Origin of the sequence: Streptomyces sp. NPDC002573 (assembly GCF_042889625.1) — a bacterium.
Lineage (GTDB): Bacteria > Actinomycetota > Actinomycetes > Streptomycetales > Streptomycetaceae > Streptomyces > Streptomyces gibsoniae.
Genome location: NZ_JBIARC010000110.1, coordinates 1 through 15,166 on the forward strand (window position 1 = coordinate 1; position 15,166 = coordinate 15,166).

Genomic DNA, 15,166 nt, shown 5'->3' on the forward strand with positions numbered 1-15,166 from the left:
CCCTTCCCCCGCTACAAGTCCCCCCCGGGCCCCGCTGGCCCCGCGGTTAGGCCTGCGGGGCAGGCCGCGGCCCCCCCGGGGGGGGGGCCCCGCCCGGGGCCCCCCCCCCCCCCCGCCGCGAGTACGGCACTGTCGTTGTCGGCGCGGACTGGAAGTCCTGTGGCCTGGTCATTGGCTCGCCTAACGGCGCCTCTCCCTGGTGGGATGGTTTACCGAACCCGAACGGCGTCACCAGACAAACCCGAGCTCGACAGAGTGGCTGATGACCTGCGGCAGGTTCTGGAGCCACTGGAGCGATCCCTGACGCGATTCATCGCCAATGGCGAGCCGGGATACTACCGGTGCGGGGCCCGGCGCTCATTGCGTCACGGTGACCAGAGACCCCGCGAGTCACCGCTGGACACTCACGGATGCAGAGGTGGCAGCTTTCGACGCTTCCTGCCGCCCCGGTCCTTCCTGAGCCCCTCGCCGGCTCTCGCCACCAGCACGGCCCCGCCAAGCGAGGAGGCGGCGGAACAGATGGCGAGGATCAAACCGAGTGGCTGTGGGTCCCCGGGGACAGACCCAATCCCATGGAGCAGTTGGCCCAGACCCGATCGCGACAGAACCCCACCCCGCACGGGTGTCCGCACGTCTGCGGTGCTGCCGCCAGGCAAACCATGCACCGATTGTGAGGAAGACCAATCCGCTGGTGCTCAGGATCACCGCGCTGAACATCCCCCACCCCCAGAGCGAGCCTGGCGATCCCAGGTCCCTCGAAGGGAAGGATCAAGAACAGGCACCTACCTTGTTCTTCAACCTCCGTCCGGCCCTGGCAGGGTTGCTGGCGGGCCTGAGCATGAGCGGCCGAATCGGGATGCGCCCTGCGGCAAGGCACTGCCCCGGCGGAGGCGTTCCGTTCGCGAACGCCCCACGCTTTCGGGACGGCTTATTCAACTGCTTGACCGCGCGCGGGGACGAACTGTTCGAGCTCACCGACGCGTTGCCGTGCGCGGACGGGCCGGTGAAGGCGCCCGTGGACCCGATGTTGGTGGCCGAGCACCGGCGCGGGCACGGCTCGATGTACGACGCACTGAACCGCGGGACCGCCGATGTTCTCCGGCTGCGGCAGGTGCTGGCTGGACTGCCCATGCCACAGGCCGCCGAAGGACGCTTGGTCCTGGCGGTCGATGTCAGCAGCTGGCTGCGTCCCGACACGCGACCAGCCCGGACCGCCTCTTCTGCCACGTCTACGACAGCGGGCGCTCCTCAGACCAGTTCATCCCCGGCTGGCCGTACTCCTTCATCGCCGCCCTCGAGTCGGGCTGAGCCCAGCCGACTCGCCCCAGCCCGAGTCCGCCGGGGGTTTCGGAACCTCCGCCCGCACCCCAGGGCGTAACGGCGGAAGCGCGTGTAGGCCGTCTTCCACGGCCCGTAGAGTTCCGGCAGGTCACGCCAGGGATTCCGTTCCGGATCTCGTAGACCATCCCGTTGATGACCTGCCGGTCCCCCACTCGCGGTCGGTCTGTCGCAGCCCTCAATATCAACGGAGCGAGCAACTCCCGCTCCTGGTAGGTGTGTTCACGGCGTCGCAACCATCTGCACCCCGTGATCCACCATCCGACGATCTTTGAAGACGCACTCCAGCGCCGAGGAACTGGGCGTCCACCCCGTGATCGCTCGCCATCGGACGCAACTGGTACGGCAGATGGGGGCGCCTCGAAGCCCGAGGTGATCCGGAGATGAAGGCGTCGGTGCACCGCGCGGCCGTACCGACGCCCTGTGAGCTGCCTCACCCATCGCTGCCCGCCCCGCGCGCGAAGTGCCTGACCAGCGCGCTTCCTGACCGTCCGGCACCGCGTCTTGGCCGGATACGTCAGTAATCTGTCATTGCAGCCAGTGGGACACCCGATACAGGCTGTGACTGTGTTGGAGCGACGTGTTGTTGTGGTGGTGTACGCGGGCGCGATGGCCCTGGACGTGACCGGACCGATTGAAGTGTTCGATACCGCGAATCGGCTCCTGGGTCCCTCGGGCACCCCCTACCGGACCGACTTCGTCTCCGCCGACGCGCCGCTGGTGCGCATGAGTTCGGGGGTGGTGGTGGAGGCCTCGCCGCTGGAGGCAGGGCAGGGCCCGATCGACACACTCCTCGTACCGGGCGGATGGAGTCTCCCCAACGCGCTCAGGGACCAGGCGCTCGTGTCCTGGATCGGCGGGGCAGCAGCCCGGTCGCGCAGAGTCGCCTCCGTATGCGGCGGATCCTTTCTGCTGGCCGAGGCGGGGCTCCTCGACGGCAGACGCGCCACGACGCACTGGGCGTACAGCGAGGCGATGGCGTGCCGCTATCCGGATGTGACGGTGGACGCAGAGCCGATCTTCGTCTGGGACGGCCCCTTCGTGACCTCCGCGGGCGTGTCGACGGGCATCGACATGGCGCTGGCTCTGGTGGAGGCCGATCACGGATCGGCGCTCGCGCTGGAGACGGCACGGTTTCTGGTGCTGTTCCTCAAGCGGCACGGCGGACAGTCCCAGTACAGCGCGGTACTCGACGCACAACTGGCCGACCATCCGCCGATCCGGGCAGCACAGGAGTGGATCCTGGACAACCTGGACGGCCCGTTACCCGTGGCCGAGATCGCGGGGCAGGCCAACATGAGTCAGCGCAACTTCGCCCGGGTCTTCCGGCGCGAGGTGGGCACGACGCCCGGCCAGTACATCGAGCAGACGCGTATCGCCCGCGCACGCGAACTGCTGGAAACCACGGACCTGCCGATCAGCCAGATAGCCGGCCGCTGCGGATTCGCCGCCACCGAGACGTTCTTCCGTTCCTTCGGACGAACTCTGGGACTGACCCCCAAGGAATACCGGCACCGCTTCCAGGTCATGTCACCGTCCGGCCTGATCAACCGGCACCACGGGAGGGAGGAGAGCCCCGCATGATCACCACGACCTCGGAAGCACGCGAGGCGGAAACGGTGCGCCTGGCCGACTATCTGGCCGGGGAACTGGCCAGGGCCGGCGTCACTCACATGTTCGGCGTCGGCGGCGCGAACATCGAGGACCTGTATGACGCGGTGCACCGCGGCGGCGCCGTCCGCGGCGTCGTCGCCAAACACGAGTTCTCGGCCGTCACCATGGCCGACGGATACGCACGCACCACCGGCCGCCTCGGCGTCGTCGCCGCCACCTCGGGCGGTGGGGCGATGAACCTCGTGCCGGGTCTGGCGGAGGCGTACGCCTCCCGGGTGCCTGTGCTGGCTCTGGTGGGCCAGCCGCCGACCGGACAGGAGGGGCACGGGGCGTTCCAGGACTCCAGCGGCAAGGCGGGCTCCTTCGACGCACGGGAGGTCTTCGCACCCGTCTCCCGGTTCTGCACCCGGGTCGATGACGCGGACTCGCTCACGGAGTTGCTGCCCCGGGCAGTCGCGGCGGCACAGGCCGACCCGCGCGGGCCGGCCGTGTTGTTGCTGCCCAAGGACGTGCAGCAGGCACGGATCCAGGTGCCCGCCCGCGCCCCGTTCCCGTCACCGGGCGGCACCACGACGGCATCCGCCGCGCGGCTCGACCCGGCTGCCGTCAGCGCTGTGTCGGACGTCCTCCGCGGGGCCGGTCGCGTCCTCGTCATCGCCGGTGAGGGTGTCGCCGCCGCCGACGCGCGTGGGGATCTGGCCGAACTGGCCGGGTGCCTCGGGGCATGGGTGGCGGTCACCCCGGACGCCAAGGACGTCTTCGACAACCGTGATCCCCGATTCGCAGGTGTGGCCGGGGTGATGGGCCATGCCAACGTGGAACACTGTCTGCACCGGGCCGACCTGTGCCTGCTGGTCGGCACCCGACTGCCGCTCCTGGCAAGCGGCGGCCTCGATCGGGCCCTGGCCGACACCGACGTCGTCTGCCTCGGCCCCGAACCGCCGTTCGTGCCTGGCGTCTCGCTGGTCGGGAACCTGCGGGACGCGCTGCGTGCGGTGACCGCCCGACTGCCGTCGCACCCACGTCCCTGCCCGCCGCATGCCGGCCCCCTTCCCACCCCCATGCCGGGTCCGCTCGTTCAGGCCCGGGAGCGAACCGTCCCCCATGCCCAGGCGGTCGCCGCGGTGGAGGCGGCGCTCCCCCAGGACGCACACGTCTTCGTGGACGCCGGCAACACGGGGGCCAGCGCGATCCATCTGCTCCCGGCACCGCGCCACGGCCGCTTCGTGGTGGCGGTCGGCATGGGCGGCATGGGCTACACCTTCGGTGCCGGCATCGGCGCCGCGCTCGCCACCGGCCGACGCACCTACGTCCTTGCCGGCGACGGGGCCTTCTTCATGCACGGGATGGAAGTGCACACCGCCGTGGAGTACGACGCACCCGTGACGTTCGTGATCTTCAACAACAACGCCCACGCCATGTGCGCACTGCGGGAGGAGTTCCTCCAGGGCGGCGTCCGCAGCGACGATCTGTTCGCCCCGACCGACCTCGCCGCCGGGGTCGCCGCCGCCTTCCCGTCCCTGGAGACCACGGGAGCCCTCGACGCGGCGCAACTGCGCACGGCACTGCTGCGCGGCAACGCGGGCGGCGGCCCGGCGTTCGTCGCGGTGGACTGCGACCCGCGGGAGATCCCGCCCTTCCTTCCCTTCCAGTCCTTCACCGAAATCACCAACGGCACCAAGAACAAGGAGTCTTCAGATGAGCAAGGAGTCGTCCACGTCGGCTGACATCCCGCTGGCCGACATCCCCGGTCTGATCCGGATCGAGAACGCCGGCAAGGAGGAACTGACCGCCCACTGCATGGAGCTCACCCACGCGGTCTACCCCCATCATCAGGTCTACGGGCAGTACTGCACCATCCACGAGTACGTCGACTGCCCCCCGGAGCAGGCCTACGACTACCTGCGCCAAGGGCACCATCTGGAGGAGTGGACCTGCAGCCTGCGGGACTTCGCGCCCACCGGCACACCGGGGCTGTGGGTCGGTCGCGACCGGCTGGAGGACGACACCAGGATCTACTGCAAGGTGCTCGCGAACCCCGAGGCCATGACCGTGGACTACCACTGCTCCTGGGACCAGGGCGACAAGTTGTGGATGATCTACCTGATGCGGGTCGTCCCGGCCCGACTGGTGCTCGACAAGCCGGGTTCGGTGATCACATGGACCAACTGCCGGCACCCCTACTACGACGACAACCCGCACCCCGACCTGGCTCCCCGCCCGGACCGGCCCTGGGTGGGCGACTACTGGGACCTCTTCTACGCCGGGCACACCGTGGAGATGCACAACCTCAAGGCCATCCTGGAACATCGTCACCGGGGCGGCCTGCCGGTCGGTTCCGCTCCGGCGAGGACGGTGACGCGGTGACCACGGTCAGCCTCACCGACGTCGCGAGCTACCTGCCCGGCAAGCCGGTCCCCGCGGAGTTCTACACGGACTTCCCCGGAGCCGAGGACAAGCTCCGCAATCACCCCATGTTCAAGGTCCCGCCGTTACGGCACCACGTGGCCAGGGACGAGACCAACGCGGACATGGTCGAGCGCGCCGTACAGCCCCTGATCGAACGGCATGGCAAGGCGGAGATCCGAGGCGTCGACGTGCTGTTGGTCCACAGCCAGTTGCCGGACCTGCCGTTCGTGGGCGCCGGAACCGAGGTGGCGCGTCGGCTGGGCCTCAACCCGGAGTGGCTCGTCGACGTGGCCAACGCGGGCTGCGCGTCCTTCGTGTACATGGTGAAGCTGGCCCGGCAGATCCTCACCTCCACCGACGCGAAGACCGCGCTGATATGCAACGCGCAAAGCGCCGCGGGGCAGTGGTTCACCCAGTCCGAGGTGCGCAAACTCGCCCAGGCGGCTATCCCGGGCGACGGGTGCGGTGTGGGGTACGTGACGACGTCGGCGGCATCGCCGGTCCTCCACGTGGAGACCCGGCACATCGGTGAGTACGCCGGCGACATGACCGTGGCGGTCGACGACGGCCGCAAGTACTGGGAGCCGGGAGAGTCCGAACTGCGGATCGGGTTCACCGACGCCAGTGTCGCCAAGGTCCTGGCACGCGGAAACCGCCTCGTTCCCGAGGTGATCACGGACCTGTGCCGACGACTGGGCGTGGCGAGCACCGACATCGACGTCCTCATCACCAACCAGCCCAACCGCACCTTCCTGCGGAACTGGCGAGAGGCACTGCAACTGCCGACCGAACGGCATCTGAACACCTTCGACGAGTACGGGAATCTGTTCGGAGCGGCGATCCCGATCACCTTGGACCGCGCGATCAGCTCCCGGCAGGTGAAGGACGGCGACCTGGTGGTGCTCGGAGGATTCGCCCACGCGGGCGACTTCGCCGGCGCCGTCGCCGTTCGCTGGCACGGCGGACGGGACTGAGCCATGGACATCCCCGTGCTGCACCGCCTGGCCCTGAACGAGAGCCCGTATCCCCCACTGCCCTCGGTACGTGAGGCGATGCACCGGGCCGTCGCACAGGCCCACCGCTACCCGCAGTTCCGCCCCGACGACCTCACCGAGCGGATCGCCGCATGGTGCCGGGTGGCCCCCGACCGCGTGGCCGTCGGCAGCGGATCGGTCGGTGTGGCCCTGCAGTTGCTCCGGGCCGTGGTGGGGCCCGGCGACTCAGTGGCCTACGCCTGGCGAACGTTCGACGCCTACCCCCTCCTGGCCGCCATGGTCGGCGCCGAACCCGTGCCGATACCCCTGTCACCGGCCGGACACCAGGATCTGGACGCCCTGCTCGCGACGCTGAACCACCGCACCCGCGTCGTCGTGCTGTGCAATCCCCACAATCCCACCGGAACCCTCGTCACCGCAGAGGCGCTGTCGGCGTTCCTGCGTCAGGTCCCCCGACACGTCACCGTGCTCCTCGACGAGGCATACGTGGAGTTCGCCCGCCACGCCGACGTGCCGGACGCACTCACGCTCCTGGACGCACATCCCAACCTGCTGGTACTGCGCACCTTCTCCAAGGCCTACGGCCTCGCCGCCCTGCGGGTCGGCTACGGAATCGGCTCCCCCGACCTGGTCGAGCGGATCCGCCGGCAGCAGCTGCCCTTCGGGATCAACGCGGTGGCAACAGCAGCAGTGGAGGCATCACTGCGTGCCGAAAGCGAGCTGAGGGCACGCGTGGACACCGTCGTCGCCGAACGCGAACGGCTCCGGCGTGAACTCGTGTCCCTCGGCTGGCGCGTACGACGCGGCCACGCCAATTCCGTCTGGCTCGCCGCGCCCGATCCGATCGATGAGGGCGCCGCAGTACTCACCGACGCCGGCGTCCAGACGCGCCACTACCCCGGCGAAGGACTCCGGCTCACCGTCGGCAACCGGAATGCCAACGACACGGTGCTGACCGCGCTGGCGGGACTGCGCGCGCCCCTGAGTGCGTCGCGCTGAACCGGGGCGTACGCGTGCTCACCAGTGCGACGCGATGTCCTTGCCCTCGGTGAACTCCAGCAACCCGTCGTAGCCGCCCTCGCGTCCGACCGGGCTGCTTGACGCCGCCGAACGCGGGCGGCGGGGTCCGCACGACCGGGCGGTTGAGGCCGACCATGCCGAACTCCAGAGCCTCGGACGGCCCCACCCTGTCAGCATCACGGCCGGTACGCCTCCTGGCAGTCGGGCGGGACCCGCTCGGCTGCCGGGAGTATGGCGGAGCTGCGCATGAAGAGGCGGCGCAGCCTCAGGCTGTTCGCGGAGCGGATGCTTCCGGCGCTGGACTTTCGAGCCGGGCGATGAGAGTACGGCCGACCCTCTGCAGTTCCTCGTCGTGGTCGACGCTCTTGAACCTGCCGCCGCGCCGGGGCAGGGCCAGGTGCTCGCGCAGCAGGGCAGGGCCGGTGCCGCGAGGGGGCCCATGCGGTCCAGGCAGGCCACGACGTGGTTCGCCGTCGCGGAGTTCCTGGCCATGGCCTGCAGCAGGGCGTACAGGACGGCCGACGCCTCGGCCTCGCCGCCGATCTCCCAGAGCGCGGCCGCGCAATGTACCCGAACCCATTCGTAGTCGTGCGTCAGGAGGCCCCGCAGGCGCGGCAGGGCGACGGAGGCGCGCGGGCCCATCTCCCCGAGAAGATCAGCCGCGCCACTGATCCGGAAGGTGATGGGGTCGTCGAGGAGGCCGAGCAGGAGCGGCATGACCTCGGCCAGGTCACCGCCGACGGCCCACAGCGCGGCGACGGCGGCAGGCCGAACGTGCGCGTCGGCGGCGGTGGTCAGCGACCGAATCGTGTGCTGCGCGCCGGTCGCCGCCGGGCCGAACGCGCCCAGTGCATTCAGGGCCGATCGCGTGACGCGGTTCTGCTCATGGCGCACCGCTGCGTCGAGCGTGTCCACGACCACAGGAACCGCAGCCGTGTCACCCAGCGCGACCAGGGCGGAGAGGATCGCGTTGGCGCTCGTCTCGGTCCACTGCTGGGAGAGGTCGATCCGGCGCAGGTGGTCGCAGAGCCGGGACACCAACTGGTCCGCCGCCTGCGGCAGATGCCCTGCGACCTGGATCGCGCGCCAGGCGTCGACGTCGCCGTCCAGCGCGGCCAGCAGACTCGGCAACGCGCGTGCGTCGCCGAGACGCGCCAACGCCCGAACGGCCTCCTGAGGGCCTGCGCGCAGCCCATCGGGGGGTAGTACTCAATCTCGGTGCCGTCGTCCTCGAAGCCCTGGTCGAAGGACTCCCGACCGATGCTGACCAGCAGCGCGACGACGGCGGCCCGGTCGGGCGTGGCGCCGTCGACGGCCAACTCGAACAGGAAGGGGAGGCTGGCTGCCGTGGGCGGGTACACACTGCCCTGGTGGTGGACCGCGCCGTAGAAGCGGCTGAGGGCCTTGTGGCGCTCCTCGGCGTCCGGGGAGCGCAGCGCCCACAGCAGCGCCGGCACCTCCTCGGCCGAGCCGTACGCGTGCTTCATCGACGCCCAGTCGATGTCATGAAGTCCGTCGAACATGCCTGAACTATGCAGGGTCGCACTGACAACGAGGGCGTCTCGAGCGATGGGCCGTACGAGTGGCCGGGCCGAGGGCGGCGGACGATACGAGGGGGAGGGCGACGCAGCCGTCCCGGCCCCGGCCGCCGGGATTCTCTCGGCCGATCATGCCGGTAGGTGGCTGAGCACCCGTCAGAAGCACGGGCGCCGCCAGGACGTCGACACGGACCTGGAACCCTCCTGGGCGGCTACTGAGAGCAACCGGGCCGCGATCGGCTGTTACAAGACAGGGACATAACTCCGATGAACGCCAGCCCCTTCCGCGCCCTCTCTATGACTGACTACACCAAAAGGCATGTAGCTCTCTTCCATCAGGAAAAGTTGTTTTCGCCACGGAAAGGGATATATCTATGATGCTCTCGAAGCCGCGCTCTCTGCGCGTAGCCGTCATCGGTGCTCTGGGCGCCGCCACCCTCGCCCTCGCGGGCACCGCGACGGCCGCCACCACGGCCACGCACACCGCGTCTCCCGTTGCCCTGGTGCAGCAGGCCCAGGCAGTCAAGGCCAGCATCACCGCCACGCCGTCGACGACCTCGGTACAGGCCTGGCAGCTGTTCCGGGTCACCGGCAAGACCACCGGCCTCAAGGCCGGCAGCAACGTGACCCTGCAGCAGAAGCAGCACGGCCAATGGGTCTCCCTGCCCGCGTCCGCCCCCGTCTCGCGCAACGGCTCCTACTCGCTGGGCGTGAAGCTCGGCCTCAAAGGCAAGAACGACCTGCGCATCGTCAACGGCACGACCGCCTCGCCTGTCTTCAACGTGACGGTCCGCTGAACCACACCGCCGCCACCTCGGCCCGGGCCGCACCGCCGCTCGCTGTAGCGCGGTTCGGCCCCGGGCAGAGTGGTGGGCGCGCCTTGGTGCCGTCTCATCCGACGGGTCGAGGCGCCCAATCATCGACAGCGCTCGATTCCGCGCAGTTCGGCGTAGTCGTCATCAACCAGGCCCTGCCGACCTGGACACCCTCAGCCGTACTGCAGAGCCCACGCCCGACGACAGCTTCAGACCGCAAGCGCGTCAGCAGACACACCGCTCCACTCCCGCCGACCGGACCCTCCGTCGCCGTCCGATCAGCCCAGCCACACGATGTCGACGCCATACAGGCGCCCGGCCTGGCGGTTGATCCAGTACACGATGCTGAGCTGTCCAACCGAGGCGGAGCGGACATTCTCTCCTTCGGGGTCGCGGCTGTCGAACGGCGGGAACGACCACGGGTCGCGGTCGGCGATGTCGAGCACATCGCCGACGATCCGCTGGGCGTGATCGGACAGTGCGGTCAGGAAGTCCCGGGCTTTCGGGGACAGGCGGGCGCTGAAGGCGTCGCTCACGAGCGGGTCCCGAGCACGTCCTGGGCGTATATGCCGTCGGAGTCGTCCATCCCGCCCTCCACGAAGACGGTCACGGCCGGCAACGCCTCCAGGCGGGCCTGCCAGGTACGGACCACATCGTGCAGCGGAGTAAGGCTGTAGCTGTGCCGGGCGTCGTCCAGCGCGGTCGCCCAGTCCCGCTCGAACGCCGGCACCCAGCTCTCCGACCGGCTGCAGGCCCGCAGTTGTGCGAGCAGCTGCGTGGCCGCCGTGGGCGTGAACGCGGGCGGCGGCGTGGCATGGTCGGGCTGGGCGCTCATGACTCCTCCAGACGTCGTACGGCCACGGTATCGCCGGGCACACCGGCCAGGGAGGGACTTGGTCTCTTCCCTTCGGCGGCCGGCCTGCCGGTGCGGGGCCCGCCACCGCCGACACAGCCGATGAGCGGTGGAGTCAGTGCCGGTAGCCGTTGGCGACGAGGTCGCCGCTCTCCCAGCACCGTCGACCGTGAGGACAGCCCGCGTAACGGCCGGCGAGCACTTCCCCATACGGCACCGGTGGGGTGCAGTTGCGCGGGTGGGCCGGCGGTGTTGCAGGCCTTCTGCTTTCCCGTGCCCATCAGAGTCAGGGACACCGAGGCGGGCGACCGCGCCGAACGTGGCGAGGACGGTGCCCGTGGCGGTTGCCATGTTAATCAGTCGTCGGGTCATGTCCGGCCAAAGCGTGCCCGGGTCCCGGTTGTCACAAGCGAGGCGACGAGATCACCCATGTGGCCTCCAGGACGTCGAATACGCGGGGGGAGCTCATCTCGGAGGCAACAGCCCTACCCGGCGGCCCAGTCGGCCACCGGAACGGCCCAAAAGCGGGCGCATGGCCGGGGTTTCTCACTCTAGTCACGCCACCCATGGGACAAACAGTCCCTAGGACGTGCGGGTCAGCCGCCCTGGCCGGCGCTTCCGACCGGGCCGGCCTTCACCGGGGAGCCGGCGCCGTCAGTGACGGGCAGCGTGCCGGCGCCCGGCCAGTCGAGGGTGACCGTCTTCGTCTCGTCCGGCGGGGTCACCAACAGCCCTGTGACACGGACGCCGGAGCCGCCCGACTTGTTGATCGGGTAGTTGATGCCGAAGGCCGTCGACTGCCCGTCCTTGAGGATGGCCGGGGTGGCCTTCGCACCAGTGCGCTTCGCGGACAGCGACCCCGAGCTGGTCTTCAGGTCGACGCCCGCGTACCCGGATATCGAGCAGGCCCGGCCGCTGTGGTTCTTCAGCTGCACCGTGACGGTGCCATCGGGATCGCCGCCGATGGTGCTGTCCGTCGCCGTGATCTGCAGCTCGTCAGTGTGGCACCTGCCGAACTTGCCGTTCCCGTTGGAGCCGGTCCCCGCGGCCCTGCCCTGCCCGCCAGAGCTCTTCCCGGCGACCGTGCCCTGCCCGCCGGAGCCCTTACCGGCGGAGTCATTCGCGCCGCCCTGATCGGAGCTGCCCGATCCCGAACCACCGCCCGAGGAAGACGCGGTGGACCCGGACGACGGGTCATTCCGTCCCGTACCGTCAGCGTCGTTCTGACAGGCTGTGAGCGAGAGACTCGCGGCAACGGTCAGGGCTGCGAAGGTGAGCTTGTAGACGCGCATCGTTTCCTCCTCGGTATCGGTGGGGGTCCCGGCCGCTCGGTACGGGTCGGTACGAGCGAGCGTTTCTGACTACCAGGAGCCGCCCGGCCCGGCGAACCGTTCCGCCCAACCACCCCCCAATACACGCCTGTTACACGCACAGCCAGGCACAACGCGCTGCACCACCGGGCACGCTCCGCCCGCACCCGCACCTCACGCAGTCCTGCCGCACCCTCCACTGCCGCCCTCCGGCGCGGGAGTGGCCCGAACACGGTGCGCCGCACCGCGCCCCAGTCAGTGGAGACGGCGGTTCCCGCAGCCGCCTGCGACCGCGGTCCGCTGGAACAGATCCGTTACCCGGGGGCTCTTGACCACAACCGGCGGCATGCATGCCCTCCTCAACCCGCCCTCGCCCGCGCCGGGGGCAGCCGCCCGGTCGCACTGCGTGGTCCGCGAGCGCCGGCTCCACACGTCGTGCCGCGCCCCGCCTGCAGCGACCTCCGCAATCTCGGGATTGGCCCGCCCGGCGACCGCACTCCGCTCGGCTACGGCGGCGACGAAGTCACCACGCAGCGCGGCCAGCGGAACTCCCCCACCGCACTCCTGGCTACGTTCCCGGCCAGGCGGCCCACGAACTGCTGTCGGCGGTCGAGCGCCAACGGCCCCGTACTGGAAAAGCGCCGCTCTTCCAGGAGCAGCACCGGGAGCACACGAGTCATCTCCCGGAGCCTGGCCCGGAGGACCGCATGGCCGCAGCCCTTCAGCAGCGCGCTGCGCAGGCACGGCAGGCGGGAGTGCGGCGATGACCAGGTCCACTGTCCTGGCAGCGCCCTACGGCCTCGCCCTCCACGACGTCGCCGGCAACGTCGTCGCCGGGCTGGTGCTGCTGGCCATCACCGCCGGATGACAGCGGGCCCGTACCCGACGGCAGGCGCGTCGGACGCTTCCCGGCGCCATCGAACGAGACGAGCCGCCCAGCTGACATGCTCCGAGCTCACCGGGCGCGGGCGTTTCGTCGTCGTACGCGCACTCGGAAGTGCGGGCACGACGACGCCGTCAGAGAGAGCCTGGAAGCGGGCTGCCGGAGCGGAACTCGCGTGGACCAGCTTCCGGGTGTGTCACCCGCTCGATCGCGCCGTGCGGTGGATGAGTTTTCCCGGCCGGTCGGACGGGCGTATCAGCGCAGTCCGGCGAAGAGATCGTTCTCGGGTATGGCCGCGCCGGTGGCGTCCTGGACACGTACGAAGGTCTCCATGCCCATCAGATCGCCGAACCTCTCCTTGCCCATCTTGAGGAAGAAGATGTTCTCGCCCTGACTGGCGTGCGCGGCCAACGCGTCGAACTTCTGACCGCTGAATGCGGTGGTGTCCACCCACGTGGTGATCTCAGCGTCGGGGAGGCCGATCTCGGCCATCGCGGCGGCCTCGGCAGGATCCGGCTCCGGCATGTCCTCATGAAACTCGCGCATGATCTCGCCGAACCGCTGCATCATCGAGCGGGGCACCGTGGTCCAGTACACCTTCGGTGTCAGCGCGCTCATCTCCAGCGCCGCCATCGTGATGCGGTGGGCCTGGATGTGGTCGGGGTGACCGTAGAAGCCGTTCTCATCGTAGGTGACGACCACATCAGGTCGGTAATGCCGCATGAGTTCCGCGAGTCGGGCCGCGCCTTCCTGCACGGGGGTCTGCCAGAAGGATCCGGGGGCGTCGTTGCTCGGCCAGCCCATCATCCCGGAGTCGGCATAGTCCAACATCTCCAGATCACTGACCTTCAGGACGTCACAGCTCGCCTCAAGTTCTTGACGGCGCATCAAGGCGACCGCCGCCGGATCGTGCCCGGGTTCGCCCGGCTTGACACCCCCCGGTCCGTCACCGCAAGCGCCGTCGGTACACGTCACGAGAACCGTGCGGACGCCTTCCGCCGCATACCGCGCGAGGACCCCTCCAGTTCCGGTGGCCTCGTCGTCGGGGTGGGCGTGTACTGCCATGAGCGTCAAGGGCCGGTCAGCCATGAAACAGTCCTCCTGCAGAAATACGTCTTGGTCCGAGTGCGCGGCGGGCGTACCGCGACCCTGGGGCCCGGATCCTGGTGGGGCGGACGACCTTGCGGTCTCCGTGTTCCCCGCCCGTGCGACGCCGGTCCCTCGGTCGATGCAACCGTGCCGACCGGACCGGCTGTTCCCGGCGCGGCCGCTTTGCCTTCCAGGCGTCGGCGTTCAACGCGAACGAGGTACACGCGATCTGTGTCCTGTCGCACTGAGTCTGGCGTGTGCTGGGCTGCTGACCTGCGCAGTTGCCAGGTCGTTTGAGACTGCCGGTGGCCAGTGCTCTCAAACGACCTGACTTCCGCGGAATCTCGTTCGCGAAAGATGCAGGATCGCCGACAGTCCGCCGGAGATCGCCGTTCTCCATGGCGCTGCGATGTGGAAAGCCCCGAGCCCGCCCTCGCCGCCTCGGATCTGCACGTGGTGATGTGCTGTGCGATGTACGCCGTTACCTGTACGCGGTGCTGAGCTGCACTGTTTAGTGGGGAGTCGAACCCCCGCGTTGCTCTTCACGCGCCAGGAGTGGGCTGGAAAACCGCCGGCCCTCGGTGTGTGCACGCCTCCGAAGCTGCTACCTGCTCCACATCGCACCAGCTTGCCGGACTACTCAGTCCAGCAGGTCGACCTCCCAGTTCGTACGCTGGATCCGCGCATCGACCTCGCGGATCTCCCGGGCGAGTGCATCCGCCTGACCGCGAAGATCCGCCACCGGAAGCGCAGAAAGCATCATCAGCTCGGACCGAAGCTGCCGGCCGTATCCCCGCTCGCCCTTACCCGCCGCCGCGTCCGCTGCTGCGGTGACTACGGAATGACGCAACCGCAGGACATCCCGGCGTGCGAGGGCATCGGTGAGCGTGCCGTCGGAACCCATCTGCACGGTGGCATTGGTCCGGTTGATCCGCCGGATCAACGTTTCCAGAGCATCCAGCACCTCACGGACAGCCACTCAGAGCGCCACGAAAGCGAATTCACGGTTTCCGTGCCGTGCGAGCGCGCCCGGCTGCTCGCCGTGACCGCCGTCTCCAATCTGATCGGGACGCGCTCCGCGATCAGGGGATCGCCCAACTGACATACGAGCGCCGGGCGTTGACCTACGTCGATGGCATCCACCACCGCCGCCCAGACGCTGGTCGACCTGGAGCAGCTCGGCCCGGACTTCTTCCGCTGCTCGCCGTACAAGTTCCTAATGGGGCTCAGCGGGCGGTAGGAGAGACTACGGTCCGTAGCCGCCAGCAGGTGAGCACTACAAGTTCCGGAGCCGGTGAGCTC

12 protein-coding genes and 3 pseudogenes are annotated in these 15,166 nt (G+C 69.3%); 8 read left to right on the top strand and 7 right to left on the bottom strand.

Annotated elements, in window-relative coordinates; genetic code table 11:
- Window positions 1-856 precede the first annotated feature (856 nt).
- A pseudogene (locus tag ACFYX0_RS43050) lies at window positions 857-1,305 on the top strand (transposase); the annotation flags it as partial.
- Between the two features lie 69 nt (window positions 1,306-1,374).
- On the opposite strand, the pseudogene ACFYX0_RS43055 reads toward ACFYX0_RS43050, so the two are convergent.
- A pseudogene (locus tag ACFYX0_RS43055) lies at window positions 1,375-1,502 on the bottom strand (transposase); the annotation flags it as partial.
- A 403-nt stretch (window positions 1,503-1,905) separates the two neighbouring features.
- Between ACFYX0_RS43055 and ACFYX0_RS43060 the strand changes: the two are divergent.
- From ACFYX0_RS43060 to ACFYX0_RS43080, 5 genes are read left to right on the top strand one after another with little or no spacing between them, the layout of a single operon-like run.
- Window positions 1,906-2,922 carry a GlxA family transcriptional regulator gene (locus ACFYX0_RS43060; RefSeq protein WP_388980136.1) on the top strand — a complete coding sequence of 339 codons (1,017 nt, stop codon included), beginning with the start codon at window positions 1,906-1,908 and terminating at the stop codon, window positions 2,920-2,922.
- The gene (locus ACFYX0_RS43065) at window positions 2,919-4,679 is read left to right on the top strand and encodes a thiamine pyrophosphate-binding protein (protein WP_388980139.1); all 1,761 of its coding nucleotides are present in this window, start codon (window positions 2,919-2,921) and stop codon (window positions 4,677-4,679) included. The genes ACFYX0_RS43060 and ACFYX0_RS43065 overlap by 4 nt, the downstream gene beginning before the upstream one ends.
- Window positions 4,651-5,319: an SRPBCC family protein gene (locus ACFYX0_RS43070; protein WP_388980142.1), complete on the top strand. Its 669-nt coding sequence runs from the start codon at window positions 4,651-4,653 to the stop codon at window positions 5,317-5,319. Before ACFYX0_RS43065 ends, ACFYX0_RS43070 begins: the two co-directional genes overlap by 29 nt.
- Window positions 5,316-6,335 (top strand): 3-oxoacyl-ACP synthase III family protein, encoded by a 1,020-nt coding sequence (locus tag ACFYX0_RS43075; protein ID WP_388980145.1) that lies wholly within the window; start codon window positions 5,316-5,318, stop codon window positions 6,333-6,335. The genes ACFYX0_RS43070 and ACFYX0_RS43075 overlap by 4 nt, the downstream gene beginning before the upstream one ends.
- Before the next feature lie 3 nt (window positions 6,336-6,338).
- Entirely contained in the window at window positions 6,339-7,355 is a 1,017-nt protein-coding gene (locus ACFYX0_RS43080) for a histidinol-phosphate transaminase (RefSeq protein WP_388980147.1), read from the top strand.
- 18 nt (window positions 7,356-7,373) lie between these two features.
- On the opposite strand, the gene ACFYX0_RS43085 is transcribed toward ACFYX0_RS43080, so the two are convergent.
- On the bottom strand, window positions 7,374-8,534 hold the full coding sequence (locus ACFYX0_RS43085) for a HEAT repeat domain-containing protein (RefSeq protein WP_388980149.1): 1,161 nt from the start codon (window positions 8,532-8,534) through the stop codon (window positions 7,374-7,376).
- A gap of 102 nt (window positions 8,535-8,636) precedes the next feature.
- Here ACFYX0_RS43085 and ACFYX0_RS43090 point away from each other — a divergent pair, with 102 nt between their 5' ends.
- Together ACFYX0_RS43090 and ACFYX0_RS43095 are read left to right on the top strand one after the other, a co-directional pair.
- Complete coding sequence (locus tag ACFYX0_RS43090) at window positions 8,637-8,765, top strand: hypothetical protein (protein WP_388980152.1); 129 nt, start codon at window positions 8,637-8,639, stop codon at window positions 8,763-8,765.
- Between the two features lie 523 nt (window positions 8,766-9,288).
- Window positions 9,289-9,711, top strand: coding sequence for a hypothetical protein (locus ACFYX0_RS43095; protein WP_388980154.1), 423 nt, complete (start codon window positions 9,289-9,291; stop codon window positions 9,709-9,711).
- 296 nt (window positions 9,712-10,007) lie between these two features.
- Here ACFYX0_RS43095 and ACFYX0_RS43100 read toward each other — a convergent pair whose 3' ends face one another.
- The 5 genes and pseudogenes from ACFYX0_RS43100 to ACFYX0_RS43120 form a co-directional block, all read right to left on the bottom strand.
- Window positions 10,008-10,265 carry a hypothetical protein gene (locus ACFYX0_RS43100; RefSeq protein WP_388980156.1) on the bottom strand — a complete coding sequence of 86 codons (258 nt, stop codon included), beginning with the start codon at window positions 10,263-10,265 and terminating at the stop codon, window positions 10,008-10,010.
- A complete protein-coding gene (locus ACFYX0_RS43105; protein ID WP_388980158.1) occupies window positions 10,262-10,564 on the bottom strand; it encodes a DUF6247 family protein in 303 nt (100 codons plus the stop codon). Before ACFYX0_RS43105 ends, ACFYX0_RS43100 begins: the two co-directional genes overlap by 4 nt.
- Window positions 10,565-11,178: 614 nt before the next feature.
- A complete protein-coding gene (locus tag ACFYX0_RS43110; RefSeq protein ID WP_388980159.1) occupies window positions 11,179-11,874 on the bottom strand; it encodes a DUF4232 domain-containing protein in 696 nt (231 codons plus the stop codon).
- Between the two features lie 1,156 nt (window positions 11,875-13,030).
- Complete coding sequence (locus tag ACFYX0_RS43115) at window positions 13,031-13,864, bottom strand: PIG-L family deacetylase (RefSeq protein ID WP_388980162.1); 834 nt, start codon at window positions 13,862-13,864, stop codon at window positions 13,031-13,033.
- A 640-nt stretch (window positions 13,865-14,504) separates the two neighbouring features.
- Window positions 14,505-14,831 (bottom strand): annotated as a pseudogene (locus ACFYX0_RS43120) (DIP1984 family protein); the annotation flags it as partial.
- Window positions 14,832-15,166 lie beyond the last annotated feature (335 nt).

Excerpts from the sequence above, each read along its gene's own strand:
- ACFYX0_RS43065 (WP_388980139.1), top strand. The coding sequence starts at position 2,919 with ATGATCACCACGACCTCGGAAGCACGCGAGGCGGAAACGGTGCGCCTG.
- ACFYX0_RS43070 (WP_388980142.1), top strand. The coding sequence starts at position 4,651 with ATGAGCAAGGAGTCGTCCACGTCGGCTGACATCCCGCTGGCCGACATC.
- ACFYX0_RS43110 (WP_388980159.1), bottom strand. The coding sequence starts at position 11,874 with ATGCGCGTCTACAAGCTCACCTTCGCAGCCCTGACCGTTGCCGCGAGT.
- ACFYX0_RS43105 (WP_388980158.1), bottom strand. The coding sequence starts at position 10,564 with ATGAGCGCCCAGCCCGACCATGCCACGCCGCCGCCCGCGTTCACGCCC.
- ACFYX0_RS43080 (WP_388980147.1), top strand. The coding sequence starts at position 6,339 with ATGGACATCCCCGTGCTGCACCGCCTGGCCCTGAACGAGAGCCCGTAT.
- ACFYX0_RS43090 (WP_388980152.1), top strand. The coding sequence starts at position 8,637 with ATGCTGACCAGCAGCGCGACGACGGCGGCCCGGTCGGGCGTGGCGCCG.
- ACFYX0_RS43115 (WP_388980162.1), bottom strand. The coding sequence starts at position 13,864 with ATGGCTGACCGGCCCTTGACGCTCATGGCAGTACACGCCCACCCCGAC.
- ACFYX0_RS43095 (WP_388980154.1), top strand. The coding sequence starts at position 9,289 with ATGATGCTCTCGAAGCCGCGCTCTCTGCGCGTAGCCGTCATCGGTGCT.